At 56.8% G+C, this 25,694-nt stretch carries 25 protein-coding genes and 1 pseudogene; 11 read left to right on the forward strand and 15 right to left on the reverse strand.

What is annotated here, in order from left to right:
* Positions 1 to 81: 81 nt before the first annotated feature.
* Complete coding sequence (gene ppk2, locus QMP16_RS19255; protein ID WP_282153695.1) at positions 82 to 1,005, reverse strand: polyphosphate kinase 2; 924 nt, start codon at positions 1,003 to 1,005, stop codon at positions 82 to 84.
* Between the two features lie 126 nt (positions 1,006 to 1,131).
* Here ppk2 and QMP16_RS19260 point away from each other — a divergent pair, with 126 nt between their 5' ends.
* Positions 1,132 to 2,007, forward strand: coding sequence for an alpha/beta fold hydrolase (locus QMP16_RS19260; RefSeq protein WP_282153696.1), 876 nt, complete (start codon positions 1,132 to 1,134; stop codon positions 2,005 to 2,007).
* Positions 2,008 to 2,013: 6 nt separating this feature from the next.
* On the opposite strand, the gene QMP16_RS19265 is transcribed toward QMP16_RS19260, so the two are convergent.
* Positions 2,014 to 2,622, reverse strand: a complete 609-nt coding sequence (locus tag QMP16_RS19265) for a carboxymuconolactone decarboxylase family protein (protein ID WP_282153697.1) — start codon at positions 2,620 to 2,622, stop codon at positions 2,014 to 2,016.
* 190 nt (positions 2,623 to 2,812) lie between these two features.
* On the opposite strand from QMP16_RS19265, the gene QMP16_RS19270 reads away from it, so the two are divergent.
* From QMP16_RS19270 to QMP16_RS19290, 5 genes are all read left to right on the forward strand, one after another.
* The gene (locus tag QMP16_RS19270; protein WP_282153698.1) at positions 2,813 to 3,367 is read left to right on the forward strand and encodes an NYN domain-containing protein; all 555 of its coding nucleotides are present in this window, start codon (positions 2,813 to 2,815) and stop codon (positions 3,365 to 3,367) included.
* Between the two features lie 159 nt (positions 3,368 to 3,526).
* Positions 3,527 to 5,485, forward strand: a complete 1,959-nt coding sequence (gene parE, locus QMP16_RS19275; protein WP_282153699.1) for a DNA topoisomerase IV subunit B — start codon at positions 3,527 to 3,529, stop codon at positions 5,483 to 5,485.
* Between the two features lie 143 nt (positions 5,486 to 5,628).
* Entirely contained in the window at positions 5,629 to 6,636 is a 1,008-nt protein-coding gene (locus QMP16_RS19280) for a serine hydrolase domain-containing protein (protein WP_282153700.1), read from the forward strand.
* Positions 6,637 to 6,740: 104 nt separating this feature from the next.
* Complete coding sequence (locus tag QMP16_RS19285) at positions 6,741 to 7,418, forward strand: DUF2971 domain-containing protein (RefSeq protein ID WP_282153701.1); 678 nt, start codon at positions 6,741 to 6,743, stop codon at positions 7,416 to 7,418.
* A 253-nt stretch (positions 7,419 to 7,671) separates the two neighbouring features.
* Positions 7,672 to 7,953, forward strand: a complete 282-nt coding sequence (locus QMP16_RS19290) for a hypothetical protein (RefSeq protein WP_282153702.1) — start codon at positions 7,672 to 7,674, stop codon at positions 7,951 to 7,953.
* 18 nt (positions 7,954 to 7,971) lie between these two features.
* Here QMP16_RS19290 and QMP16_RS19295 read toward each other — a convergent pair whose 3' ends face one another.
* The 10 genes from QMP16_RS19295 to QMP16_RS19340 form a co-directional block, all read right to left on the reverse strand.
* A complete protein-coding gene (locus tag QMP16_RS19295) occupies positions 7,972 to 8,742 on the reverse strand; it encodes an alpha/beta hydrolase (RefSeq protein ID WP_282153703.1) in 771 nt (256 codons plus the stop codon).
* Positions 8,743 to 8,810: 68 nt separating this feature from the next.
* Positions 8,811 to 9,650, reverse strand: coding sequence for a DMT family transporter (locus QMP16_RS19300; RefSeq protein ID WP_282153704.1), 840 nt, complete (start codon positions 9,648 to 9,650; stop codon positions 8,811 to 8,813).
* A 74-nt stretch (positions 9,651 to 9,724) separates the two neighbouring features.
* Positions 9,725 to 10,870 (reverse strand): iron-containing alcohol dehydrogenase, encoded by a 1,146-nt coding sequence (locus tag QMP16_RS19305; RefSeq protein ID WP_282153705.1) that lies wholly within the window; start codon positions 10,868 to 10,870, stop codon positions 9,725 to 9,727.
* 67 nt (positions 10,871 to 10,937) lie between these two features.
* Positions 10,938 to 12,320, reverse strand: coding sequence for an aldehyde dehydrogenase family protein (locus QMP16_RS19310; RefSeq protein ID WP_282153706.1), 1,383 nt, complete (start codon positions 12,318 to 12,320; stop codon positions 10,938 to 10,940).
* A gap of 129 nt (positions 12,321 to 12,449) precedes the next feature.
* Positions 12,450 to 13,811: a glutamine synthetase family protein gene (locus QMP16_RS19315; RefSeq protein WP_282153707.1), complete on the reverse strand. Its 1,362-nt coding sequence runs from the start codon at positions 13,809 to 13,811 to the stop codon at positions 12,450 to 12,452.
* 51 nt (positions 13,812 to 13,862) lie between these two features.
* Positions 13,863 to 15,548: a Na/Pi cotransporter family protein gene (locus QMP16_RS19320; RefSeq protein WP_282153708.1), complete on the reverse strand. Its 1,686-nt coding sequence runs from the start codon at positions 15,546 to 15,548 to the stop codon at positions 13,863 to 13,865.
* A 148-nt stretch (positions 15,549 to 15,696) separates the two neighbouring features.
* Entirely contained in the window at positions 15,697 to 16,731 is a 1,035-nt protein-coding gene (locus QMP16_RS19325) for a TRAP transporter substrate-binding protein (RefSeq protein WP_282153709.1), read from the reverse strand.
* Positions 16,732 to 16,781: 50 nt separating this feature from the next.
* A complete protein-coding gene (locus tag QMP16_RS19330; RefSeq protein ID WP_282153710.1) occupies positions 16,782 to 18,101 on the reverse strand; it encodes a TRAP transporter large permease in 1,320 nt (439 codons plus the stop codon).
* Positions 18,098 to 18,682: a TRAP transporter small permease subunit gene (locus QMP16_RS19335; protein ID WP_282153711.1), complete on the reverse strand. Its 585-nt coding sequence runs from the start codon at positions 18,680 to 18,682 to the stop codon at positions 18,098 to 18,100. Before QMP16_RS19335 ends, QMP16_RS19330 begins: the two co-directional genes overlap by 4 nt.
* On the reverse strand, positions 18,679 to 19,455 hold the full coding sequence (locus QMP16_RS19340) for an N-formylglutamate amidohydrolase (protein ID WP_282153712.1): 777 nt from the start codon (positions 19,453 to 19,455) through the stop codon (positions 18,679 to 18,681). The genes QMP16_RS19335 and QMP16_RS19340 overlap by 4 nt, the downstream gene beginning before the upstream one ends.
* A 115-nt stretch (positions 19,456 to 19,570) precedes the next feature.
* Between QMP16_RS19340 and QMP16_RS19345 the strand changes: the two genes are divergently transcribed.
* Both QMP16_RS19345 and QMP16_RS23675 read left to right on the forward strand, forming a co-directional pair.
* Positions 19,571 to 20,458 carry a MurR/RpiR family transcriptional regulator gene (locus tag QMP16_RS19345; RefSeq protein ID WP_282153713.1) on the forward strand — a complete coding sequence of 296 codons (888 nt, stop codon included), beginning with the start codon at positions 19,571 to 19,573 and terminating at the stop codon, positions 20,456 to 20,458.
* Positions 20,459 to 20,536: 78 nt separating this feature from the next.
* Positions 20,537 to 21,292 (forward strand): annotated as a pseudogene (locus QMP16_RS23675) (hypothetical protein); the annotation flags it as partial.
* Between the two features lie 7 nt (positions 21,293 to 21,299).
* On the opposite strand, the gene QMP16_RS19355 reads toward QMP16_RS23675, so the two are convergent.
* On the reverse strand, positions 21,300 to 21,974 hold the full coding sequence (locus tag QMP16_RS19355; protein WP_282153714.1) for a TIGR04283 family arsenosugar biosynthesis glycosyltransferase: 675 nt from the start codon (positions 21,972 to 21,974) through the stop codon (positions 21,300 to 21,302).
* A gap of 74 nt (positions 21,975 to 22,048) precedes the next feature.
* Here QMP16_RS19355 and QMP16_RS19360 point away from each other — a divergent pair, with 74 nt between their 5' ends.
* Positions 22,049 to 22,786, forward strand: a complete 738-nt coding sequence (locus QMP16_RS19360; protein ID WP_282153715.1) for a YgfZ/GcvT domain-containing protein — start codon at positions 22,049 to 22,051, stop codon at positions 22,784 to 22,786.
* Positions 22,787 to 22,892: 106 nt separating this feature from the next.
* Positions 22,893 to 23,837: an ABC transporter transmembrane domain-containing protein gene (locus QMP16_RS19365; protein ID WP_282153716.1), complete on the forward strand. Its 945-nt coding sequence runs from the start codon at positions 22,893 to 22,895 to the stop codon at positions 23,835 to 23,837.
* A gap of 58 nt (positions 23,838 to 23,895) precedes the next feature.
* Here the strand turns inward: QMP16_RS19365 and efp are convergent, their stop codons facing one another.
* Positions 23,896 to 24,459 (reverse strand): elongation factor P, encoded by a 564-nt coding sequence (efp, locus tag QMP16_RS19370; protein WP_058274164.1) that lies wholly within the window; start codon positions 24,457 to 24,459, stop codon positions 23,896 to 23,898.
* Positions 24,460 to 24,677: 218 nt separating this feature from the next.
* On the opposite strand from efp, the gene QMP16_RS19375 reads away from it, so the two are divergent.
* Positions 24,678 to 24,998 (forward strand): DUF6280 family protein, encoded by a 321-nt coding sequence (locus QMP16_RS19375; protein ID WP_008757056.1) that lies wholly within the window; start codon positions 24,678 to 24,680, stop codon positions 24,996 to 24,998.
* Between the two features lie 67 nt (positions 24,999 to 25,065).
* Here QMP16_RS19375 and QMP16_RS19380 read toward each other — a convergent pair whose 3' ends face one another.
* A complete protein-coding gene (locus tag QMP16_RS19380; RefSeq protein ID WP_282153717.1) occupies positions 25,066 to 25,635 on the reverse strand; it encodes a cobalamin biosynthesis protein CobQ in 570 nt (189 codons plus the stop codon).
* Positions 25,636 to 25,694: the final 59 nt, after the last annotated feature.

Genomic DNA, 25,694 nt, shown 5'->3' on the forward strand with positions numbered 1-25,694 from the left:
AGGCCGGGACAAGAGGCGAACGACGAAATTTCACCTTGAGACTACGTCCGCAGGTTCAAATGTTACCTGCGAGGACTACTGTCACACCGTTTCTGGATGCAGTGAATTGCCCAGAATATGTTCCGAATGCTGGATCACGTGATGCGCCTGCCCGACGATCAAAGGATCGGGGCTGTCGACGATTTCATGGTTCTTGTCCGGATAATCCAGAGTGGACAGGAAGTGGCGCATGCAATTCAGGCGGGCGCGCTTTTTGTCGTTCGATTTCACGATGGTCCACGGGGCATCGGCTGTGTCGGTGTAGAAAAACATCGCCTCCTTGGCCTCGGTATAATCGTCCCATTTGTCAAGGCTGGCCTTGTCGATCGGCGACAGCTTCCACTGTTTCAGAGGATCGGTTTCGCGGCTTTTGAACCGGCGTTGCTGTTCGGGTTGCGTGACCGAAAACCAGTATTTGTAAAGTTGGATGCCCGAGCGCACCAGCATCCGCTCCAGCTCGGGCGTTTGACGCATGAACTCGAGATACTCGTTGGGTGAGCAAAATCCCATCACCCGTTCAACCCCGGCGCGGTTGTACCAGGACCGGTCGTAGAAAACCATTTCGCCGACCGTGGGCAATTCCTGAACATAGCGCTGATAGTACCACTGCCCCTTCTCTTCCCAGGTGGGCTTGTTCAGGGCAACGACACGCGCTTGGCGTGGGTTCAGGTGCTCCATAAAGCGTTTGATCGTTCCACCTTTGCCTGCGGCATCCCTGCCCTCAAACAACAAGACAAACCGCTGGCCGGTTTCCTGTGCCCAATGTTGTACTTTTAGCAATTCTGCCTGCAGTTGCGCCTTCTCCGCCTCATAAGCTTTGCGCGCCATCTTGCGATCATAAGGATATTTACCGCTTTCAAAGGCCTGACGAATTTTCTCGGGGCTAGGCTCAGTCGGTGAGGTTTTGGCTATCGCCGACAGGTTGGCAGGGTCTTGGATTTTCTCGGTCTGCGGCACAACTTCCATTCAGGTTCTCCTTGTCTCACTGTCCGGGAAAACGCCTAGCAGCCGGGTGAAAAACACGCTTTGATTGGTGTCAAACTTTTACATCTTTCTGGGCGTGTGCTTCAGGTACAACACAGGGCTTCGGCTATGAAAAACAAGTTCATTGATCTTAACGGCCATAGGTTCCTTCTGCGCAGCTGGGGGGACCCTAACCTTCCGCCTTTATTGATGCTTCACGGGTTTCCCGAATATAGCGGCGCGTGGCAGGACCTGGCCCCGCATTTGTCCTCCGACTTTCATTGCATCGCCCCCGATCAACGCGGTTACGGGCAAAGCTGGGCGCCGGAGGGCGTCGGCCATTATGCCCTGTCGCGACTGGTCTCGGACATGGTGACGTTGATTGAGAGGTTCGCCCGTCCGGTTTGTGTTCTTGGCCACGATTGGGGAGCGTCTGTAGCCTATGGTTTGGCCATGTTCCGCCCGGATCTGGTGGACCGATTGATTATCGCCAACGGCGTGCACCCGGCGCCTTTCCAACGGGCCATGGCCGCAGGCGGGGCGCAATCCGAGGCTTCGCAATACATCAATGCCCTGCGCGCACCAGACGCGGCAGAGCGTTTGTCGGCGGACAATTTCGCCAAGCTCGAACAGTTCTTTCGTTTCGGGATGGGTACAGACTGGCTTACGGACCAGCAGATGCAGGTCTATCGTACAGAATGGGCCCGGCCCAGGCGGCTGGAGACTATGCTGAACTGGTACCGGGCATCGCCGCTGGTGGTTGCGAAACCCGGCGCACCGCGCACGGATCTGCCAGAGCTGCCGAAGGACCGGTTGATGGTTCGCTGCCCCCACCTGTTGCTGTGGGGGCGTGAAGACAAGGCGTTGCTGCCAGAATCGACGGAGGGGCTGGAAGACTACGCACCCGACCTGACGCGCATCGACATTCCGAACGCTGATCACTGGCTGCACCATCAACAGCCCGAAGCGGTAGCACAGGCAATCTTTGGGTGGATCGCGCGCTAAATCCGGTTACCGGTGCCCCCAATCCGCCGGGTCATCCGAATTGTTGGGGGACAGGCCCAATATGTCACCATCTGTGGAACACCCCAGCCCCAAAACGGTCCGGTTCGCATAAGAAAAATACGCGCACACCTGATTTATTTCGAGGATCTCACCGTCATCCCATCCGGCCGTGCGCAGGGCTTCCACGTCTTGCTGTTTCAACTCCGCCGGGGCCTCGGTCAGTTTGCGCGCGTAACGCATGGCCTCGATCTGGGCCGCATCCAACGGGGCCTCATCTGGTGTGCCAGCCTCGATCGCCGCGCGAATTGCCTGGCTACGCTCCGGATCGCCCAACAAACGCTGCAAACCGCTGTAGTGGTGCTCGACACAATAGCTGCATTTGTTCAGCGCGCTGACCCACACGCCCAAAACCTCAAGAAACCATTTCGGGATCGTGTTGGACGAATGGTGCAGCACGTTCTTGTACATGGCCATGTGACCTTCCATCGAATGTGGCCGCAAGGAATGCACCATCATGATGTTGTCGACATTGTTGCCGGGGCCAGTAACACGGTCGTACAGTTTCCTGAGTTTTCCTGTTGCTTCATCAAAAGGGATGGTTCTGATCCAGCTCATCTCTTTGCCTCCCGTATCCATTTGCTTTTGCAGCCAAACCTAAACAGAATGCAGAAACAATGCGAGGCCTTGACGGCCACGTTTACCTGGAACATTTCACGTGACTGCAATGAGAACGCTCTGGGCATCCTCCACCGCCACCTGATAAAGAACTGCCGACACCCCGTTTCACTATATTGATTTTCCAGCGATGCGCCTTCCTCTGTTCTTGTTTGTCCTGTCAATCTGCGGCCTGTTCGCGGCACTGTCCCGCCCTGCTTTTTCTGATTGGGCAATGGTCGCAGGGCTTTGCACCGTTGCAAGCGCGATATTGCTGCTTGGAAAATGGTTGCGCAGATCGAAAGCGCCGGAGAACTGGGCCGTGGTTGATGGATCAAATATTTTGCACTGGCGAGAGGGCATTCCGGACATTGCCACCGTACGAGAAGTTGTCGACGCTTTAACCGCCTCCGGCCTGACTCCCGGTGTCGTGTTCGATGCAAATGTCGGCTACAAAATCTCGGATCGCTACATGAATGACAAAGCCCTTGCCTCTCTGCTTGGGTTGCCCGTTGACCGTGTTATGGTCGCACCCAAGGGAACGCCAGCCGACCCGCTTGTTCTACAGGTCGCTCGCGACCTAAGTGCTACCATTGTCACAAATGACCGTTTTCGCGACTGGGTTGACGATTATCCGGATGTGCTGCCGGCCAAAGAGCTTGTGCAGGGTGGCTATCGGAATGGGGCTCTCTGGCTGGCGTTGTGACCGTGGTTCCAGCCTAGTCAAACATGTAGCGTTTCAACCTCAGCTCCCAATCAGGGCGCATCATAGCCGACAAACCGCACACAACACTTCGCGCGCCCCTTCCCCCGGACCACATCCCCTGCCATAATGGGACCAAACCCAAAAACAAGAGCAGCACCCATGCCCGACGATCTGTTGACGCCAGAAGCGACCAATACCTATGACGCCTCCTCGATCGAGGTGCTTGAAGGGCTGGAACCGGTCCGCAAACGCCCCGGCATGTATATTGGCGGCACGGACGAACGCGCGCTGCACCATATGGTGGCCGAAATCCTCGACAATTCGATGGACGAAGCGGTTGCGGGTCACGCCAACCGGATTGAGGTCGAGCTGCACGCAGATTACGCTCTGACGGTGCGCGACAACGGGCGCGGTATTCCGATCGATCCGCACCCCAAGTTTCCGGACAAATCGGCGCTTGAGGTGATCCTCTGCACCCTGCACGCGGGTGGTAAGTTCTCGGGCAAGGCTTATCAGACCTCGGGCGGTTTGCACGGTGTGGGTGCGTCCGTGGTCAACGCGCTGTCGGATTCGATGGTCGTTCAGGTGGCGCGTGACAAGACTCTGTTCGAACAGCGGTTCTCGCGCGGGGTCCCTCTGGGCCCCGTCGAAAAAGTCGGCGCGGCCCCCAATCGACGTGGCACCACCGTGACATTCCACGCGGACGAAGAAATCTTCGGCCATCACAAGTTCAAACCCACACGGTTGTTCAAATCCATCCGCTCCAAAGCCTACCTGTTCTCGGGCGTCGAAATTCGCTGGAAATCCCATATCGACGATGGCGAAACGCCGACCGAGGCCAGCTTCCACTTTCCCGGCGGTCTATCGGACTACCTGAAGGAAACGATGAACGGCTCGTCCACCTATGCCGAGCAGCCTTTTGCCGGCACTGTGGACTTTCGGGAAAAATTCGGTGCAGCAGGCAAGGTCGAATGGGCGATCAACTGGACGCCCTCGCGTGACGGGTTCATCCAGTCCTACTGTAACACTGTCCCCACCCCCGAAGGCGGCACTCATGTCGCCGGGTTCTGGGCTGCAGTCCTGAAAGGGATCAAGGCTTATGGCGAACTGATCAACAACAAGAAGGCCGCGCAGATTACCCGCGACGACCTGATCACTGGTGGCTGCGCGCTGGTGTCCTGCTTTATCAGCGAGCCGGAATTCGTGGGCCAGACCAAAGACCGCCTTGCGACGGTCGAGGCGCAACGGTTGGTAGAGAATTCGGTCCGAGACCATTTCGATAACTGGCTGGCCGCGGACACGAAATCCGCCGGTGCTATTCTCGATTTCCTCATTCTGAGGTCCGAAGAACGTCTGCGCCGACGCGCCGAGAAAGAAACACAACGCAAGTCCGCCACTAAAAAACTGCGTCTTCCCGGCAAGTTGGTGGACTGTTCTAGTTCAACACGCGACGGAACAGAATTATTCATCGTCGAAGGGGATTCTGCGGGCGGCTCGGCCAAGATGGGTCGCAACCGCAAAACGCAAGCCCTGCTGCCCCTGCGCGGCAAGATCCTGAACGTGCTGGGCGCGGCCAGTTCCAAGCTGGGCACCAATGCCGAGATCAACGATCTGACGCAGGCGCTGGGTGTCGGTCTTGGCACCAAGTTCAATGTCGACGACCTGCGCTATGACAAGATCATCATCATGACTGACGCGGACGTAGACGGCGCGCATATCGCGGCGCTGCTGATGACGTTCTTCTTTACCCAGATGCGTCCGATGATCGACACCGGCCACCTGTTTCTGGCCTGTCCGCCCCTGTATCGCCTGACCCAAGGCGCCAAGCGGGTTTATTGCCTGGACGAGGCCGAGCGGGATGAGTGGCTTGAAAAAGGTCTGGGCGGCAAAGGCAAGATCGACGTCTCACGCTTCAAGGGTCTGGGTGAGATGGACGCCAAGGACCTGAAAGAAACCACGATGGACCCCGCGTCCCGGAAATTGATCCGGGTCACCATCGACGAGGACGAACCCGGCGAGACCGGCGATCTGGTCGAGCGCCTGATGGGCAAAAAACCCGAACTGCGGTTCCAATACATTCAGGAAAACGCGCGGTTTGTGGAGGAGTTGGATGTTTGAGACAGTTTAAAGCAATGCGCAGAACATGGGTAAACCCAATCAGGACAAGGGCCTCATAAATCAACAAGCAACGCAGGGGCCATATGTTGGGGTCACGTAAGGCAAGGCTGCGATGGGCGGCCGGTATTCTTTTTCTTGCTGGTATGATTGCACTGCAGGCGGATCATCGTCGCAGGCCAGCCACTGTTGAAGAAATTGTCGACTCATTTCTTCACATCCACAATATTCCTGGTGCTGTGCTGGCCTATGGCCCATGGCGTGCGGACCCTAAAATTGTGGCATTCGGTGTTTCCGATCCAATTCAGAATACTCCTATGCAGCCTGACCAGCCATTTCGTTTAGCCTCACTCACCAAACCCATTGCGGCCAGAGCATTGATCAAAGCTGAGGAACGCGGTCAGTTCGACCTGGAGCGTCCAATAGCCGAGCTTGCCAACCTTCCCCTGCCTCATGATCCGCGATCCTCTCAGATTACGGCTCGTCAGCTTTTGGTGCATACGGGAGGTTTTGACAAAAACACTAGTTACGATCCGATCTTCGCTCCAGAACGCCTCGGCCTCGATTTGTCGGCCAGTTGCCCCGAAGTGGCCCAAACCGTATGGGAAACCCTGCCCCTGGATCACGCGCCTAACAGAAAAACGGCGTACTCGAATGTTGGTTTCTGCCTTCTGAGCAATCTGATAACCAGCACGCTGGGAATGACTGTCGAAAACGCCTTGCAGCAGGTCGCCGATATCCATCTCGAAGGTGCCGTCGGACCCAATTGGGAATTTGGCATCGATGGCTGGACCCGCGTGTTGGATTCTGAGGTTGATCAAAACTGGCTTTTGGGGCTGGGTATCGCTGGCGGGGCAATCGGCACAGCCGAAGCGATCTGGTATTTCGCCTCGGTCCCTCAACCCCATTTTGAGGCGACGGCGACCCATGATGAAAACACTGATTTCTATGCTTCAGGATGGCATGTGTGGCCAGAGGAAAACGGCCAGCACCTGACTCATTGGGGCGGCCTTCAGGGTATTTTTACTGTTATATTTCGATTCTCCGACGGAGAGACCATTGTCATCTTGTTCAACGCCTCACCTGTCGATCGCGGAAGTGCCTTTGCGTCGCTTCATAACGCGTTGTATGAAAATAATAACGTCAAAAGATAAAGTAAAATTGCACGAGCATATGATCGAATCTCTGGCGAGCATCAAACCCGACTCGCGGCTTCAAAACACGCAGGGAACGCGCGGTTTGTGGAGGAGTTGGATGTTTGAGTAAGCCCAGGCGTCTGTACCATTTCACAGGCCCAGACTTTGCACTAGACAACGTAGAAAAACGCCGCCTGAAGATTTCGTTTTATGATAAAGTGAACGACGTCTTCGAAATGATGCCTTTTGATTTCGGTGAAGATAGGGCGTTCAGATCGGAATGGCGAGATCGAATCCGTAAGACTTCAAAAGTGGCTGGATTCATTTCACATAGCAGAACATGGGATGTTCCAACAATGTGGGGGCATTACGCCCAAAATCACAAAGGCGTATGTTACGGGTTCGACGTTTCCTGCGAAGTAACTAAAACTGAATATAATGAGAGCTTTCGCGAGATTGACCCCAAAGCTCGTAATTACAAATGCGCGCTCTCAGCTGAAATCCAATACGCCCAGAGAACTAAGAGCGAGCACTGGAAATACGAGAAAGAACACCGAGTTTTTGTCACTCTTTCTAGGGAAGAAGTAATACAAAAGTCACTGGGCAAGCCTTTGTTTTTTGCAAAGTTTCAGGACCGGTTACGGCTTAGGGAAGTTATCATAGGTGCCAATTCAGAACTCGAATCTAATCAGTTTGAAAGCGCTCTATCTGGCTACGATGGTGTCGATGTAAAAACAGCCCGCGCATCTTTTCGAAGCTTCAAAATTGTTGAGCAAAAGTCAGCCAAGCTCGCGAAGTGATCTTTGTTGTTTGGTACACATCCCAGTTTGACTCGCCCTCCCACCGGTTGAGATGGGAGCGTGCATGATGAATTGCGTCAAGCATTTGGCCGATTGTTTGGGACATTTACTCGAGCCCTCCAAAACACCCCCCTTGCCTAACCCGTTGATCCCGTTCACACTTGCGCTCAATCTGTCATACAAGAACAAATTCTGAGGATCCGAGCGTCCAAGACCCAATTTGAACGAGTGTATTTTCGAACGGGAGGACGACATGAAATCACTAACCCTCGGGCTGGCCTTTGCCTTGCTGGCCAGTCAGGTAGGCGCGCAGCAGTCGCTGATCGGCGCATCACCTATTCCGGTCGGGGCAGAGTTACGGTTCTGCTATTACAACGGCCTCGCTTATTCGGTGGACGCCTATGTTGTGATTTCTGGCAACAACACCGTGACCGAAACGTCCAGTACACGCGAAGAACACCTTCTGCGTTGTATCAAAGGCGGCGACGGTGCCATGAAGTGGAAACCGGAGAGCGGTATTCAGGTTAATCGCTGAACTGAAAGGTCGGGCCTTCTAGCCCACCTTCTCCTCCAACCAGTCCGCAATCTGGCCGGCGGGGTGTTCCCAACCTGGCTCCATGAACAGGAAATGCGCGTGGTTTTCCACCGGCATAAACGTCGCGCGATCCCCGTACAGATTGGCCAGCGCACAGCAGGTGTCGGGGTTGACGGCGCGATCCTCGGTGCCCGAGACGATCAGCACCGGGCAATCGACCTTGTCGATATCGACCTTCATTGCGTGGTGGTCGTCGAACATCCAAAAGAACATCTCGAACATCACCCGCCCGCTTTCCGCACCCAGCTGGTCGAACACCTCATGCTGCTGCGCCTCGGGCATCTTGTTCAACGCAAAAGGGGCCATCAGCTCAAACTCGACATGCATGGGTTGTTTCCAGAACGCCCCGCCCTCCATCAGCGCGCGCGGGATGGCGCGTTCATCGTCGGTTTCGGGCAGCGTGCCCCACGGCGCGTTCGGGTTGATCAGGACAATAGCACTGGCCAATCCGCGCGCGGCCACTTGCTGCGCCACAACGCCCGCGATGGCATGGCCGAGGATGACCGGCTTGCTGTCCAAGCCCTGCACAAGCTCGGCAATATCATTGGCATAATCCGCGACGCTGGTATCCGTAAGTCCGGGGTCAGGTTCGGCCTTGGGGTCGCCACCATGAAAGCGCAGTGCAGGGATGTGCACCGTCCAACCGCGCGCGCGGAAGAAACCCGCGTAGTCCGCCATACACCAAGGTCCGGCAAAGGCCCCGTGGATCAGAACAATTTCTTTGGTCATCAAAACGCCCTCTCGTCACTTGCCCCCACTATGCGAGACGACAGGCGCGCGCGGCAAGGCCGCCGGGATCAGACCGACATACCAATCAGGGCTACGCCAACGGCCATCAGTAGGGCCGCACCAAGGCGACGCATCCAGTTGCCTTCATGCAGGAAGATAAACCCGATCAGCGCAGCGAAGATCACCGAAGTCTCGCGCAGTGCTGAAACCGCACCCAGTGGTGCGAAATTCTTGGCGTAAAGCACCAAACCATAGGCCGTCATCGACACCAGCCCGCCCAGGATGCCGATCATCCAGACCTTTGCAGGAAGGTTGGGCAATGTGTCGCGCTTTTTGATACCAACAAACCCTGCAATGAACAGGTGCAGGAACGCGCCCCAGGCCCAGTAGCTAAGCGTATTGCCCGACAACCGCACGCCAATGCCGTCCACAACTGAATAGATCGAGATGCAAAACCCCGTACCCAGTGCAAACCACAGCGCCCAGCGCCCGACGCCGGACCGCAAGGCACTCCAACTGCTGAGCTGAATACCAAGCGCGATCAGCGCAATCCCGCCCCATGCCTGCAGCGGCAGAACCTCGCCCACCAGGATCATCGCCCAGAGCGAGACCAGCGCAGGCACGATACCGCGGGCGATCGGATAGACGACGCTCAGATCCCCATGCTGATAGGCTTTTCCTAGCATGTAGTAGTACCCTAAATGCACGACGGTCGAGATCAGGATATAGGGAAAGCTCTCAGCACTGGGTAGCGGCAGCAGCAGGACCATGGCCGTTGCAGGGATGACATGCCCAAATGCGACAAGGCCCAAAGTGGTCGTTCGGTCGGCGGCGGTTTTGACGATGGCGTTCCACACCGCATGCAGTAACGCAGCCGTCAAAATGATGGCGATGACAAACAGAGTCACGTCCGAACCTTTCGCGCAGAGGGAACCGGCCCAAGAAACGGGCCGGTTTCGTTACTTGCACAGAGCAAGACCGATCACAATGCAGCCTTGAACAGAGCGGTCAGATTGTCCTCTGTCAATTCGATTGGGTTACCACCACAAGACGGATCGATGATCGCGCCTTGCACCAGTTCCGGGATCGCAGCTTCGGTCACACCCAGTTCGGACAGCCTGGTTGGGATACCCAGCGAGTCGTTGAACGACTGGACAAAACCGCGGACGCCATCAAAGCCGCCATCAATTCCCAGATAGGCTGCCGCCGACTGAAACCGATCAGCGATAGCTGGCGCATTGAACTCCAGTACTGTCGGCATGCAAACCGCGTTGGTGGTGCCGTGGTGAGTGTTAAAAACCGCGCCAATCGGATGGCTCATGGCGTGGATCGCGCCTAGGCCTTTCTGAAAGGCGGTAGCCCCCATGGCTGCCGCGCTCATCATCTGCGCGCGGGCCTCGATATCTGTGCCGTCTGCATAGGCGCGTGGCAGGTACTCCTTGACCAGCCGCATACCTTCCAACGCAATGCCGTGGCTCATCGGATGATAATGCGGGCTGGAATACGCCTCAACGCAGTGCGCAAATGCATCCAGGCCAGTGCCCGCTGTGATGAATTTGGGCATGCCAACTGTCAGCTCGGGGTCGCAGATCACCACGGTCGGCAGAACCTTGGGATGGAATATGATCTTTTTCGCGTGGGTTTCGGAATTCGTGATGACACTGGCGCGCCCGACCTCGGACCCGGTCCCGGCTGTGGTCGGCACAGCGATAATCGGTGCGATGACATCGGCATCGGCGCGAGTCCACCAATCGCCGATATCTTCAAAATCCCAAACCGGACGCGTCTGACCCGCCATAAAGGCAACCATCTTGCCCAGATCCAACCCGGAACCGCCGCCAAAAGCGATCACGCCATCATGGCCGCCCGCATTGTAGGCTGCGACACCTGCCTCAAGATTTTTTTCGTTCGGGTTCGGATCCACATCGCTGAACAGCCCGCGCCCCAGCCCTGCGGCCTCCATGATATCCAGCGTCGCCGCGGTGATCGGTAGATCGGCCAACCCTTTGTCGGTAACCAACAACGGCCTTTTCATACCAGCGGCAGCACATGCCTCGGGCAGTTCCTTGATGCGGCCTGCGCCGAATTTGATAGCGGTCGGATAGGACCAGTTTCCAACAAGTGACATGTCAGGTTTCCTTTGTGATTTGAGACCTGCCCGGCCGAGGGGGTCTGAACCGGGCAGGCCGTTCCCCTTAGCCCGTGACCTTTTTCAGGTGGTAGGATTTGGGACGTGTCAGGTTGTGATAGCCAATGACGGACAAACCGCCGCCGCGGCCGGTATTCTTGCAGCCTGTCCAACAAAGACCCGGATCCAGGTAATCGGCGCGGTTCATGAACACGGTTCCGGTTTCGATCGCATCGCCCACGCGTTCGGCCCGGTCTACATCGCGGGTCCACAGGCTGGCGGTCAGACCAAATTCACTGTCATTCATCAAGGCGATGGCTTCGTCATCCGAGGACACTTTCATAATGCCGACGACGGGGCCGAAACTCTCGTCCTGCATCACCCGCATGTCATGGGTGACGCTGGTCAGGATCTGCGGTGTCAGATAGGCCCCACCATCGTCCTCGGGGAACGTGTCGATATGAGCCACCGCCCCGGCCCCAACGGCCTCAGCAATCTGCGCGCGCACCTCTTTGGCAAAGCGCACATTGGCCATCGGACCAATCGTTGTATCGCTGTCCAGAGGATTGCCCAGCTTATAGCCTTTCACTACATCGACTGCCTTGGCGACGAAGTCGTCATAAAGGCTTTCGTGAACATAAATCCGCTCAATCCCACAACAGCACTGGCCCGAGTTGAACATGGCACCGTCGATCAGCGTTTCGACCGCTGCATCCAGATCAGCGTCATCCATGACATAGCCCGGATCCTTGCCACCCAGCTCGGTGCCAACACCGGTGAATGTCCCAGCAGCCGCGCGCTCCATCGCTTGGCCACCACCGACTGACCCGGTGAAGTTCACAAAGTCGAACGCATTGCCTGCGATCAGGTCATTAGTCACGTCATGGCTCAGGAAGACATTCTGAAACACATCTTCGGGTATACCCACGGAATGAAACGCTTGCGCCATGCGCTCGCCCACCAGCAGCGTCTGTGTGGCATGTTTCAGGATCACAGTGTTCCCCGCGATCAGCGCCGGGGCCACTGTGTTGATTGCGGTCATGTAGGGATAGTTCCAGGGCGCCACTACAAAGACCACGCCATGCGGAATGCGCTTGATATAGCGTTTGAAGGTTTCATCCTCGCCCACTGCGATATCAGCCAGAGACGCCTCGGCAATCTGAGCCATATGGCTCGCACGCTCGTTAAAGCCGCCAAACTCACCGCCATAACGTACCGGACGACCCATCATATGCGCCAACTCGGGCACAATCTCATCGTTCATCGCCCCAACCGCAGCCACGCCTGCCATGACAAGATCGATACGTTCCTGCAATGGCCGCGCCGCCCATTCTGCCTGTGCCGCCCGCGATCGCGCTGCAGCTTCAAACGCTGCATCCCGTGACAACACCTCACGTTCAGCAAAAACCGATCCATCAATCGGCGAGACACATTTCAACATCTGCCCCATATCCACTCCAATTCCGAAAGAAACAGGATCCCTGCTTCATCTAGCCACAAATATCCCGGGGGCTGCCATTGGTGCGCCATTGGTTCGAGCGCCAATGGCGGCGGGCGAAGCCTCCAGCCGGACCCAATCTCAAGCCCGCTCAAACCCTCGGGCAATTTCCCAATCCGTCACAACCCGCTCGAATTCCTCGATCTCGACTTCCGCCGCGCGGGTATAGTGTTCGACCACCTCATCGCCCATGGCAGCCCGCAGCATCGACGACCCGTGCAACGCATCCCGTGCTGCGCGCAGATTGCCGGGGATCATGCCGGTGTCACCCTGATAGACATCACCGGTGGTGGGCGATTGCAGTTCCAGGCCTTCTTCAATACCGGCGATCCCGGCGGCCAACATGCCAGCCATCGCCAGATACGGGTTCATATCTGATCCCGGAATACGACACTCAACCCGCACGGCTTTCGTCCCATCGCCGCACAGACGGAAGCCAGCCGTACGGTTGTCCACCGACCAGATAATCCGTGTCGGCGCAAAGGTGCCCTTCATGAAGCGCTTGTAACTGTTGATGTAGGGGGCCATGAAATAGGTATAGTCAGCGGCATATTTCAGCAGGCCCGCCATATAGTTTTTCATCAGCACCGACATACCCAACGCATCATCCGCATCATAAAACGCTGGCTTGCCATCCGCCCAAAGCGACTGATGCACGTGGGACGAACTGCCCACCTTGTCATGGTGCCACTTCGGAAGGAATGTCGCCGCGTGACCGTGTTGCCAGGCGATCTCTTTCACCGCGTTCTTGGCGATCGAGTGGTATTCGGCCGTGTCCATCGCCGGTGCATATTTGATGTTCAGTTCTTCCTGCCCGGTCTCAGCCTCGCCTTTCGAATTTTCAACCGGAATCCCCGCATTCCACAGATGGTTGCGGATCGGGCGCATCACATGCTCTTCCTTGGTGGTCTGAAGGATGTGATAATCTTCGTTATAGCCCGAGATCGGCTCCAGATCGCGGAAGCCTTCCTTGCGGATCTGGTCAAAGCTCTTCTCAAAGAGGAAAAACTCCAGCTCGGTGGCGCACATCGCGTCATAGCCCATGGCTTTCAGCCGGTTGACCTGCTTCTTCAAAATAGACCGAGGCGCGTGTGGAACCTCTTCATGCGTGTGGTGATCCAGCACATCGCACATCACCATCGCCGTTCCGTCCAGCCACGGCACCGGGCGCAGTGTGCTCAGGTCGGGCTTCATGACATAATCGCCATAACCCCGCTCCCAACTGGTCGAGGCATAGCCGTCGGGTGTCGCCATCTCCAGATCTGTGGCCAGCAGGTAGTTGCAGCAATGTGTCTCTTCCCATGCGCCCGCCACGAAATGGCCTGCGTGAAACCGCTTACCCATCAGGCGGCCCTGCATGTCCACCATGCAGACCAGCACCGTGTCGACCTCGCCCGCCTCGAATTTGGCTTTCAGATCAGCCAAAATCGCATCATTGCCCATCATTGGTATCCTTTGTCACTTAGCAGAGACCTCGGTTTCGATTACCTGCCGTCAGTCATCGTTGGCTTCTTTTTCCATTTCCATCACCAGGCGCGTTTCCAGAACCTGACCGCTTTTGTAGAGGATCGGATAGGCGATGGCGGCGATGTGCCCATGCAGATCACGCATGGACCGCAGCGTTTCCAGGTGCAGATCGGAGGACTGGAAACTCTCAGTCTGACCGCGCTCCAACCGTTTGAGGTGCGCCTTGCGGCTATTGCGGGACATCCGCTTGACCTCGGCCTTGTCCAACACCAGCCGTCGGGCACAATCCATGTCGTCCACCAACAGCACGTGACGCGCCAGCGAGAAGCTTTCCAGAATGGCCGCGTGCAAATCCTTCAGCTCTTTCCATCCCTGCGCTGAGAATTCCGAACGTTCTGTGTGCTTGATCTGCGCCGTTCGGGTCATCCGGTTCGAGACGACATCGCCAGCAGCTTCAAGACGGATGGCATATTCGACCAACCCTCGTGCGGCTTTGATCTGCCCTTTGCTCATATTCTGCCGCGGCATGCGCGCGACGAAACGGCGGATCTCGGTCAGTTGCGTATTGACCCGCTCATCCTGCTGCCAAAGCGCGGAAATCGCGTCGCTGTCATCCTGTTCGTAGATATCCAAAACGGGGCGGAACATACGCTCGACTTGCGTGATCATCTGCAACAGTTCGTGACGCACCGAGGACATCGCAACGCTGGCCCTTTCGCCGCTGGGGTCCCCCAGCGGTGTCAGCGCATCCGAGAACTGATCCAGCGCATTGGCCTCGGCTTTGGGCTCCGCCATCAGAACGGCCATCGGCTGTTCCAACTGGTTCACGAAGCCTGTGGCCAGCAGGAATACAGCCAAATTGAATCCGATATGTGCAAAAATCAGAGACTGCGCCGGGCTCGTCACCAATAGCGCCTCGTGCAACCCGCCAACATTCACGACGATCAGCATTACCAGCGCCGCGCTTCCCCGCAATAAGAGGTTGGCCAGAGGGATGCGCCGGGCTGTGACGGTCATATCGCGCGTCAGCCACATTGGAATGAACGCCGATCCCAGATTTGCTCCCAGCACCAGCGACAACCCGGCGGCAAAGGGAATTGCACCGATCTGAACCAAGGCCACGCACATCAGGATCGTCGCGACCGAGCTGTGCATGACAAAGGCCAGCACTGCGCCGACAATGAAGGCGCTGAAATAGTCGGTCTCAAGATACCCCGCGATTGCGGGCAAAAACGCGCTTTCGCGGATCGGCTCAACTGCTTCGCGCAGGAATTGAAGCGAGATCAGGATAAAGGCGACGCCCAGAACGATCCGGCCCATAAGCCGTACATTCGACCGTTCGGATTTCAGGTACAGCCAACCGCCTAACGCCAGCAATGCGGGTTGAAGCCAGCCCAGATCATAGGACAGAACCTGAATGACTAAAGCGGCGCCCAAATCCGCGCCCAAAACACCCGCCAGCGCCATCCCAAACGTCACCATCCCCGCCGCAGCGAAACCGGTCAGCAAAACCGTAACGGCGGCCGAGCTTTGCAGGATCGTGGCCAGAACCATGCCAGCCCCCCCTGCAACAAAGCTGTTGGAGTGGCGTGTCAGGATCGACTGGAACAGCGCACCAAAGCGCCGTTCGATACCGGTACGAACCAAGCGTACGGCGAATAGCAGCAACATGGTTGCGGCAAAAATCTCAATCAAAAAGCTCGCGATAGCCATATGTTCACACCTCGTCTGACCGGTGCGCACAAATGTGCTTCCGGGTTTGTTTTTCTATTCTTGGAACAGACGAGAGCATAAATGGTGTCGCTTATTGATGTCCAATCCCGACGCACGGGGTGCCCCACGCGTCGGGAAGAAGGGTTTCTTAGGTGTAACGATAAGGCCGACCAGCCTTTAGCATCTCGGCGTTGTAACGCTTGAAGATGTCGACAACTTTCGCTTTGGTCTCGGACTCGGCTGCGATTTCGTCCCAGAACTTCACGGCGGCTTCCTCAACGGTTACCCATTCTTCGTCCGGGATAGAGGTCAATTGCATCTTGGTGCCGTTGACGCGCAGATTCGCCTCACCACCCCAATACCACCACTGACGGTAGTAATGTGACTGATCACAGCAAACCTTGAACAGGGTCTGCAGATCTTCGGGCAGTTCGTTCCAGCGGTCCATATTGGCAAAGAAGTGACCCGCCCAGGCGCCCGACACGTTGTTGGTCAGGAAATAGTTGGTCACATCGGCCCAGCCGACAGTGTAGTCTTCGGTGATGCCCGACCAAGCGATGCCATCCAGTTCGCCTGTCTGTACCGCGACCTCGATGTCTTCCCATGGCAGGGTGACCGGCACGACGCCAAACTGCGACAGGAAGCGACCCGCCGTTGGGAATGTGAAGATGCGTTTGCCCTTCATATCCGCCAGCGAGTTGATCGGGTCCTTGGTCGCAAAGTGGCACGGGTCCCATGCGCCAGCGCTGATGTGTTTGACGCCGACCTTGGAATATTCTTCGTCCCAGATCTCGTTCAGGCCCCACTGGTTGAACAACACGGGCACGTCCAGTGAATACCGCGAGGCGAACGGGAAATAGCCACCGAAAACAGTTACTTCGGTAGGCGATGCCATCGAGTCGTCGTCCGATTGTACCGCGTCGATGGTGCCTTTCTGCATCGCTCGGAACAACTCTCCCGTGGGAACCAGCTGATCAGCATAGAACAGCTCGATCTGCATCCGGTCACCGGCGATTTGGTTGAACATCTTGATCGCAGGATCAATCACGTGCTCGGCCAAGGCTGGGCCAGCATATGTTTGCATCCGCCATGTGATCGTGTTCTGCGCCAAGGCAGGCGTCGCCAGTGGTGCGGCAGCAACGCCAACCCCAGCAGTTTTCAGAAACTTACGTCTTGTCGTCATGTCAATTCCTCTCCGTTAAAGTTTCTGTGCCCGTTCACCGAGCATTCTTATTAGTTTCCATAGACATACCCGGGCAACCACAGAGCGATTTCCGGGAAAATCATGATGATTGTCAGCGCCAGCACCATCACCGCGACAAAAGGAAAGATCGAACCATAGATGTCCCGCAGGGTGATCTCGGGCGGGGCCATCGCGCGCATCAGGAACAGGTTGTACCCGAAGGGCGGCGTCATATAGGCGATCTGCGTCGTGATCGTATAAAGCACCCCGTACCAGATCAGATCAAAGCCCAACTCGCCGACCAGCGGGACATAAAGCGGTGCCACGATGACCAGCATTGCCGTATCATCCAGGAACGTGCCCATGACGATAAAGCTTAGCTGCATCAGGATCAGGATCATCCATGGCGACAAGCCAAGTTGATCGGTGAACAGATTGTCGATGGCTTTCACCGCGCCGAGACCGTCAAATACGGCCCCAAAGCCCAACGCGGCCAGAATGATCCACATGAACATGCAGGAAATGGCCAACGTCTGCTTGGTGCAGTCTTCGAAAATCTTCCAGGTCATGCGGCGCTTGATGACGGACACAGCCAGAGCGGTCAGCGCTCCGATCGCCGAGCTTTCGACCAGCGAGGTCCAACCATTCACAAACGGTACCATCATCGCCGCGAAGATTATCAGCGGCAGCGCCCCTGCTCCCAACAGCCTGATTTTCTCGGCCCATGGCACCTCATGCGCGTCTTCCATTGCGGGTCCCAGCTCGGGCTGAATGCGGCAGCGGGTCCAGATGTAAAGAATGAACATCGCAGCCATCAGCAGACCCGGGATAATCCCCGCCAGCCACAGTTGCCCAACAGGCTGGCGCGCGATCATCGCATAGAGAACCAGAACCACCGAGGGTGGTACCAAAATGCCAAGACTGGACCCGGCCTGAATGACGCCGGTCACCATCGTCTTGTCGTAGCCGCGCCGAAGCAGCTCCGGCAGCGCAATAGTTGCGCCGATGGCCATACCCGCAACGCTAAGGCCGTTCATGGCCGAGACCAGCACCATCAACCCGATGGTGCCGATAGCCAGACCGCCATTGATGGGGCCCATCCAGACGTGGAACATCTTATACAAGTCATCCGCCAGCCGGCTTTCGCTGAGCACATACCCCATGAAGATAAACATCGGCAGCGTCAGCAGCGGATACCATTTCATCAGCTTCATCGCGGCCGAGAACGTGATGTCCTGTCCGCCTGTGCCCCAAAGCGCCAGCGCGGCAATGGTAGCCACCGCGCCAATCGCGCCAAAGACCCGCTGACCTGTGAACAGCATCAGCATCATCAATGCGAACATGAAGATGGCGATATATTCCTGGCTCATGCCCGCACGACCCCGATTTCCTGCCCGTTGATCCGGGCTATGTCTTTGAAGAATTCCGATATCGCCTGCAGCAGCATCAGGAAGAAGCCGAACACCATGATGGTTTTTACTGGCCAGATATACGGTCGCCACGCCGTCGATGAGCGTTCAAGCCGGCCAATTTCCTCACTGCCCGTCAACAGTCCGAAAAAGTAGGAGACCGGTTCATCGCCCCAATAGCCAAGGCTGTAGGCCGTCGACCCAAGCCCGCCATAAAACAGAACTCCCAGATAGAAGATCAGCAGCAGAACGGTGAAGGCATCGAACCAGGCTTTCCGGTGCGGGCTCCAGTTGTGATAAAACAGGTCCATGCGGACGTTTGATCCCAGCTGGATCGAATACGGTCCGCCCATAATGTAATAGGTCACCATCGCAAACTGCGCCATTTCCAGCGTCCAATGCGATGGCTCGAAAAACGTTTTTGAGATCGAGGACCACAGCAGGATGCCCATCATCACGAACAGGCCCCACATCATGACCCGTCCGATCCGGTAGTTGACCGCATCGACGATCCGGACATATGAGGCCATCGCCTTGATCACGCCGCGCCCCCTTTCTGAAAATCTGCAAGGGTCCGCGCGGTCCATGACGCCAGGCAATCGGCCATCACCTCTTGCTGCTCGGACGTTTGTATCAGGTCATTGCGGATCTCGATCATGACGTTCAACAGCCCTTTCGGCAGGGCTTGCGCGTCAAGGGTATGGGCGACCCCGTCCGCCGCCGAATACGGCTCATTCAAGCGAGTCTCATAGGTTTGGTCGGCGGGTACTGTCGTCATCATTGCCCGGGCGAACCGGTCATCCACCCCGTGTAATACGCCCAGTTCCACCTCACGCGTCTGACCATGGTAGACTGGTGTAAAGCTGTGGACCGTCACCATAAGTTCAAGCGTATCCCCGTTTTGAGAAATGAGTTCAGACAGCGCCCTGCTGAAGGGCCGGTAGATGCTCTCAATCCTGCTTTCACGCTCTTCCTCGGACAGATCGACATTCGCTGGGATTTGATAGTCCTCGCTGCGCGCCGGCATGGCACCTGCGGCTTCGGGCGGGCGATTGCAGTCATAGACCAGCCGGGACACCCCGCCATACACCAGCGGTGCCGACAGGCGTTCCGCCATCAGCTTGGCTACAGCCAATGCCCCCGGATCCCACGCGATGTGGCTTTGAAGCGCGTCCACAGGCAATCCCATATCCCCCAAAAACGCGGGAATGCGGCTGGACGCGTGTTCGCAGACCAGCATTACCGAATAGGGACCATCCACTGTGTCCGTGTGAACGACTGTTCCGAAGTCCAAAATACCGCCTTGCGATTCCAATTAAGATGCGTGTGGAAAAATTTCCACATGAGACCTTAACCTGTCAATATTTTTCCTGTAAAAATTTCACCACTCTTGATCTTGCTGAAAAATTATTCACACTAAGATCGAAATGATGCAGGAGGAACGCCGCGTGCGGGTGACGGACAGGCTGCTGGCCCACAAAGACAAGATGACCCCATCCGAGCGTCAACTGGTCAGTGTATTGCTCGACGACTACCCCATGGCTGGCCTTGGCAGCATCACGGAGCTGGCCAGCACGGCCTCGGTTTCGACCACGACCGTCGCACGGATGCTGCAGAAAACCGGCTTTGACGGCTATCCGCAGTTTCAGGCCGCCCTGCGGGGGGAGGTGAAAGAGATGATCTCGGGGCCGGTCGCCAAGCGTGACCTATGGCAGAACGACCTGCCCGAAGAACACATTCTGAACCGGTATTCCCAACAGACTCTCGCCAATCAGAAACGCACGATTGATGAGGTTGACCCCGGTGAATTCGACAGTTTCTGCAACTTGTTATGTGACCCCAACCGGCGCATCTTTATCACCGGCGGCCGCATTACCGGCACGCTGGCCCAATACCTGTACCTGCACCTGCAGATGATCCGCCCCGACGTGCGGTTGCTGCCCGTTGCAGCATCGTGGACGCATGACTTGCTGGACATACGCAAAGATGATGTGCTGGTGACGCTGGATGTTCGCCGATATGAAAACGCGTCACTGCTGATCGGCCAGCTGTGCCATGAACGTAAGGCCGAAATCGTCCTGTTCACTGATCAATGGCGCTCGCCTATTCATCGGCTGGCCAAACACACCTTTGCTGCGCGCATTGCGGTGCCGTCCGCGTGGGACTCCATGGCAGCCATTCTGGTTTTGATGGAATGCGTCATCGCCGAAGTACAGGAAAGGTTGTGGGATTCGGTTAAAGATCGCACGGATGAACTGGAACAGGCTTTTGACCGCACCAAATTGTTCCGGAAATTCGGCCAAAGCTCGGGCTCATAACGGCTTTTTCCCACCCAAACGGAACAACTGAGCGTGAGGAGTGTTGCCAGCCGCATGGCAGGCCGTCACTTTGAAGGCATGAGTTTCGTGACCCAAAACCAACTGCCGCTCTTGATCCTGTTCTTTCTGATTGGATTGATTGGCACCGCCTTTCTTTTCCGCAAACCCGCCGGGCATCGTGCCTGGAAACTTGCGGACCTCGTCTGGGTTGTGCTGGGTGGCGTTGGCGCTCTGGTCGCGGTTTTGGCCGGGCTTTACACTTCGGATAGCTCACGGCTGGATCGCCAGATAGACGTCGCTTACGCCGCCGGGCTGGCCTTTGACCGCGACGCCGCGCGATTCCGGCTGCGGTTCTGCGACCCGGCCTTTGACCCGGATACCGAAGTGTTGTGCGAAAAGGTCGAATTCCTGTCGGCCTCAACCGCCAGCAATGCCGACCTGCCATTGTTTATCGAAGTCACAAATGAGGTCGCGCCACTGCAGGGGCTGCATTTTTTGTTTGGCAGTCAGGCAAAAGACGAACAGGACGAAATGCGCGCAATGGCCGACAAGGCTGATGCGTTCAACATCGATCAGTTCCTAGTCTTTACCACGTTGGACGACATAACACAGGCCGCGATCGACAACATGCGCCGCAAGGTTCCCGCGATTGCCGGAGACTATCTGATCCTGGCGCAAAGCTATGATGATCTGGTGGAACAGGTCGGCAAGTTGAAGGACGAATGGGAATACCTGCAAGACAATGCGCATATACTTGTGCTGCAGATCATCGCGTTATGTCTGGTCAGTTTCGCAGCGCCGTTCCGGTTGGGCAAGTCCGTGGTCGAGCTGCGCGCGTCGCTCAGCGCCGATAGTCCTGCGCCAGCTTCGCAGGATCTGCCCCCAGAAAATACCGCGTCAGAGTCCACAGGTTCCGCCCTCCCCGACGCAACCAGCCCGCACGCTCATAGCGATCCGCGCTCGTAACCGCCCGGCTGGGCAGCAAAGTGATGCCGCGCAGGCTGCGGGCCAAAGCCACGTCCTCCATCAAGGGTTGATCGGGAAAGCCCCCCGCCTTTCGATACATCTCACTCGGGACCAACAGGCCCTGATCGCCATATGGCAGGCCAAACAGGCGACTGCGCAGATTGGCCCAGCCCGCCACCCATGTCGGTGCAAAGCCTGAAGCCCGAAACGCCAGACGAAACGCTGCCGGGGTTCCGGTGCCAAGGTGGTCGCCTACAACTTTGCTCCACCCCGTTTGCAAAACCGTGTCCGCGTGCAGGACCAACAACCACTCCCCTTTGGCTGCGGCGCATCCCCGGGCCAATTGCCCCCCGCGCGAAGGCGGCCCGGTCACGATCTCAGCCCCGGCCTCATCTGCAATTTCCAGCGTCTGATCGGCCGACCCTCCGTCCGAGACGATCAATTCGCGGATCAGCCCCGCATGCAGGCCTTCCATCAAGGCCGCAAGGGTCCCGGGAAGGTTCCCCTCCGAATTCAGGGTCGGGATAACGATGCTAATCGGCGCAGGCACGGCGGAAACCCTCTGGTCATGGCAGCGGAAACCCCTATATCACGAGGTCCGAGGAAAAGACGAGGACAACCCAGATGCCCAACCGCCGTATATTGCGCCTGAGCGGCTCGGACACCGACAGCTTTCTTCAAGGGTTGATCACCAACGACATCGCAGGGTTGGACAATGGGCTGGTCTACGCCGCCCTGCTGACCCCACAAGGCAAATACCTGGCGGACTTCTTCCTGAAGCGCGAGGGTGACACGGTTTTGCTAGATGTTGCCGAAGTCCTTGCCGATGGATTTACCAAACGGTTGGGCATGTACAAGCTACGCGCAGATGTCAGCATCGAAGACAGCGGCCTGAACCTGCAGCGCGGCACTGGCCCTGCGCCCGAAGGTGCCCTGCCCGACCCAAGGCACCCGGATATGGGCTGGCGGACCTATACAGCGGGTGCGGAAAGCGAAGACGGCACCGATTGGGATGCTATCCGCGTGCGACACTGCATTCCGGAAACCGGAATCGAACTGACCCCCGACAGCTATATCCTTGAGGCCGGGTTCGAGGCGCTAAACGGCTTGGACTTCAAGAAAGGCTGTTATGTGGGGCAAGAAGTCACCGCGCGGATGAAACACAAGACTGAACTGCGCAAGGGTCTGCGCAGCGTTAGCGTCGCTGGGTCTGCAGCGGTTGGAACTGCAATTACTTCTGGCGGAAAACCGGCCGGTACATTGTTCACCCAATCCAATGGCCGCGGGATCGCCTATTTGCGATTGGACCGCGTAGGTGACGACATGCAGGCCGGTGACGCCACCATACAGTTGGACACTTAACGTGTTGCCGAACCGGCACGGCTGAGCAACCGACTGATTTGGTTTGGTTTGAACATAGCCAAGCGCGCTGTCACACTGGTTTGAATTCAGCAATCCGGATGCACGTATGTTCCAGCTATACAGGGCAATCTGGCGCGCCAGCGCCGGACGGCAGATCATCCTCATCGTTCTGTCCATTGCGATTGCGGGTCTGGCTGCAGTTCCGCTGGAGTTTCAGCGCGACATCATCAACCACCTGACCTCGGCCGATGTAAGCACGGACAGGCTGATCTACCTGGGTGTCGGAATGATGTCGGTCATCTTACTCAGCCTCGCCCTAAAGTGGCTTTTGAGCTATCGCGCAGGAACGTTGGGCGAAGATCTGATCCGCATGATCCGTCAAAGGCTGCTGCTGCGTGCCTCAGATATCAATGTCTCGGGCGAAACGATGCGCAAGGGCACGATGACCACGGCGATTTCAGCCGAGGCAGAAGAGCTGGGGAAATTCGCGGGCGGCGCTTTCTCGGACCCGGTCGTTCAGATCGGCACGTTGATCAGTGTGATCGGCTATATCTCGTCAACGCAACCTGGGCTGGGCATGATCGCCTTTTCGATGATCGTGCCGCAGATCATCATCGTGCTGGTATCCCAACGCAAGGTGAACGTGTTTGTCGCCGAACGTGTCCGGATTTTACGCGGAGCCAACGATAAGCTGAATGTCGAGCGGATCAACGAAATCGCGCGCGAGGTTGAGGCGCAGTTCGACGAGATCTACGAAACACGGCGCAAGATGTTCATCTGGAAACTTTCGGCCAAGTTTCTACTGAGCGTCATAAACGGAGCCGGAACGGTCGGCGTCCTGATGTTGGGCGGCTATTTGGTTCTGAACGGGAAAACAGATGTCGGCACTGTGGTCGCCGCCACAAGCGGCCTCAGCCGCATTCAGGGCCCCACAGCATTCCTGATCGCCTTTTACCGGCAGGTCAGCGCCAATCGCATCAAGTATGAACTGATGCTTGAACTGTTTGGCCCCAATCCCGAACGGTATCGCCAAATCAGACGGGGCAGCTGACAAATAAACCGCGCGGCACGGGTCCACGCGGTTTTTCTTTACTCTGGCAAACGCGTGGTTAGGCGCGTTCGGAATAATCCATGGTTTCGGTGTTCACCACGATCATCTCATCCTGACCGACAAATGGCGGCACCATGACTTTGACACCGTTGTCCAGAATGGCTGGCTTGAACGAATTCGCGGCGGTCTGACCTTTGACCACAGGCTCGGTCTCAACGATCTTGCAGGTCACTTTCTGAGGCACCGTGGCGTTCAGAGCCTCGCTTTCATAAAATTCGACGACAATTGTCATGCCGTCCTGCAGAAACGGGCGGCGTTCGCCCAGCAGTTCTGCAGGCAGTTCGATCTGCTCATACGTCTCGGAATCCATGAACACCAGCATGCCGTCAGATTCGTACAGAAACTGCTGATCTTTCTGCTCAAGACGCACGCGTTCGACTTTGTCGGCCGAGCGGAACCGCTCGTTCAGCTTCGAGCCATTGCGCAGATTGCGCAGTTCGACCTGCGCAAAAGCGCCGCCTTTACCTGGCTTTACGTGGTCAACTTTGACTGCGGCCCATAGCCCGCCGTTATGCTCAAGCACATTTCCGGGGCGAATTTCGTTCCCATTTATCTTGGGCATGACTTAAATCCTTCACAAACGGTTGATGCGTCAGTTCCCGCTCCTATATCTGGCGGGAACACACCTGACAAGATGACGAGACTTAGTGCTGCACCTGCAGCAAGCTATGCAAATGACGCAACGCAACTATGCATTTTAAGTGTATCCGAATCGCACTTAATCGGTCATAAGAACCGTCACGCCGAAAATGCAAGAGCAAGAACAACAAGGAAGACGAGATGAGAGATTTCGTTGACGGCACTGCCTTTAACAACGAGCAAGGCAATCGTGCACGCAAACTTTTCGCGGCTGTCGTACTGGCTGCGCTGGATGACGCTATTGCCGACGACAAGAAGTATGGCAATGGCCCGGAACAAATCGCCCGTTGGGCGCGTTCTCGTGATGGTCGCGAAGTACTTTCGTGCGCGGGTATCGACCCGAATGAGCGCGTTGTTGGCGGACTGATGGAGTTCGTTGGACGTGGTGTGCGCACCTCGGTTGCGCTGTCGCGTGAAGAAAGCGAACGTCGCAACGCGGCCCAACAAGCAGAAGCCGCCTGATCCAAAGTGACTTTCGCATGAAAAAGCGCGCTCCCTAGCTGGGAGCGCGCTTTTCTTATGCCATCATTCAAAAGAACAACAGCCACTGCCGCGCGACCCACAGTTCGGCCATCAGCAGCACGGCAAAGAACGCTTTCGCCCAGATGGGCATGCCGCGACGCCACAAAACGGCGTAACACGCGACACAAAGCACGGCCGAAATTGGTGCCACCCACAAAGCGTGATGGGTGCTGTCCCAATAGCTGACAGGGCTGTGAAACACCCAATCGCTGAATGGCCAGAACTGCGGCCGCCCATCCCCGGCATGCAGCAGAAAATCCATCGAAAGATGCAGCAACCCGGCGGACGCCCCAACGGTCCAGACTTTCCAGCGCATCCATACCCCGATAAGCAAGGCACCCCCCCAAACGACAAAGGAATTGTCGATCGCAAACACGGTCTGCCAGCCGTCGGAAAAATAAAGCTGGTCGAAGACCACGCTTGGGGGAATCCCAAGCACGTAAAGGGACGTGCCCGCCATCACGTAAAGCGACAGGTCCGGCAATAGCGAACCCAACAGAGCGGCCCACAGGATACGTCCGTGGGCTGGGCGGGCAAAGGCTGCAACTCCGATCAAAAGATGCGCTGGCGTGTTCAACTTTGGCTTTTCCTTTGCCCGCAAATCAGGTCATCTGCGCGTCAACATAGGAGGCAGTC

The sequence above is a fragment of the Ruegeria atlantica genome, assembly GCF_947495585.1.
Taxonomy (GTDB): Bacteria; Pseudomonadota; Alphaproteobacteria; order Rhodobacterales; family Rhodobacteraceae; genus Ruegeria; species Ruegeria atlantica_G.

Bases quoted from the DNA above. Each gene is read 5' to 3' on its own strand.
- QMP16_RS19295 (WP_282153703.1), bottom strand. From the start codon at position 8,742: ATGACCAAAGAAATTGTTCTGATCCACGGGGCCTTTGCCGGACCTTGG.
- QMP16_RS19325 (WP_282153709.1), bottom strand. From the start codon at position 16,731: ATGACGACAAGACGTAAGTTTCTGAAAACTGCTGGGGTTGGCGTTGCT.
- QMP16_RS19330 (WP_282153710.1), bottom strand. From the start codon at position 18,101: ATGAGCCAGGAATATATCGCCATCTTCATGTTCGCATTGATGATGCTG.
- ppk2 (WP_282153695.1), bottom strand. From the start codon at position 1,005: ATGGAAGTTGTGCCGCAGACCGAGAAAATCCAAGACCCTGCCAACCTG.
- QMP16_RS19305 (WP_282153705.1), bottom strand. From the start codon at position 10,870: ATGTCACTTGTTGGAAACTGGTCCTATCCGACCGCTATCAAATTCGGC.
- QMP16_RS19375 (WP_008757056.1), top strand. From the start codon at position 24,678: ATGAGAGATTTCGTTGACGGCACTGCCTTTAACAACGAGCAAGGCAAT.
- QMP16_RS19315 (WP_282153707.1), bottom strand. From the start codon at position 13,811: ATGGGCAATGATGCGATTTTGGCTGATCTGAAAGCCAAATTCGAGGCG.
- QMP16_RS19360 (WP_282153715.1), top strand. From the start codon at position 22,049: ATGCCCAACCGCCGTATATTGCGCCTGAGCGGCTCGGACACCGACAGC.
- QMP16_RS19280 (WP_282153700.1), top strand. From the start codon at position 5,629: ATGATTGCACTGCAGGCGGATCATCGTCGCAGGCCAGCCACTGTTGAA.
- efp (WP_058274164.1), bottom strand. From the start codon at position 24,459: ATGCCCAAGATAAATGGGAACGAAATTCGCCCCGGAAATGTGCTTGAG.
- QMP16_RS19310 (WP_282153706.1), bottom strand. From the start codon at position 12,320: ATGGGGCAGATGTTGAAATGTGTCTCGCCGATTGATGGATCGGTTTTT.
- QMP16_RS19270 (WP_282153698.1), top strand. From the start codon at position 2,813: ATGCGCCTTCCTCTGTTCTTGTTTGTCCTGTCAATCTGCGGCCTGTTC.
- QMP16_RS19260 (WP_282153696.1), top strand. From the start codon at position 1,132: ATGAAAAACAAGTTCATTGATCTTAACGGCCATAGGTTCCTTCTGCGC.
- QMP16_RS19265 (WP_282153697.1), bottom strand. From the start codon at position 2,622: ATGAGCTGGATCAGAACCATCCCTTTTGATGAAGCAACAGGAAAACTC.
- QMP16_RS19345 (WP_282153713.1), top strand. From the start codon at position 19,571: ATGCAGGAGGAACGCCGCGTGCGGGTGACGGACAGGCTGCTGGCCCAC.
- parE (WP_282153699.1), top strand. From the start codon at position 3,527: ATGCCCGACGATCTGTTGACGCCAGAAGCGACCAATACCTATGACGCC.
- QMP16_RS19320 (WP_282153708.1), bottom strand. From the start codon at position 15,548: ATGGCTATCGCGAGCTTTTTGATTGAGATTTTTGCCGCAACCATGTTG.
- QMP16_RS19365 (WP_282153716.1), top strand. From the start codon at position 22,893: ATGTTCCAGCTATACAGGGCAATCTGGCGCGCCAGCGCCGGACGGCAG.
- QMP16_RS19290 (WP_282153702.1), top strand. From the start codon at position 7,672: ATGAAATCACTAACCCTCGGGCTGGCCTTTGCCTTGCTGGCCAGTCAG.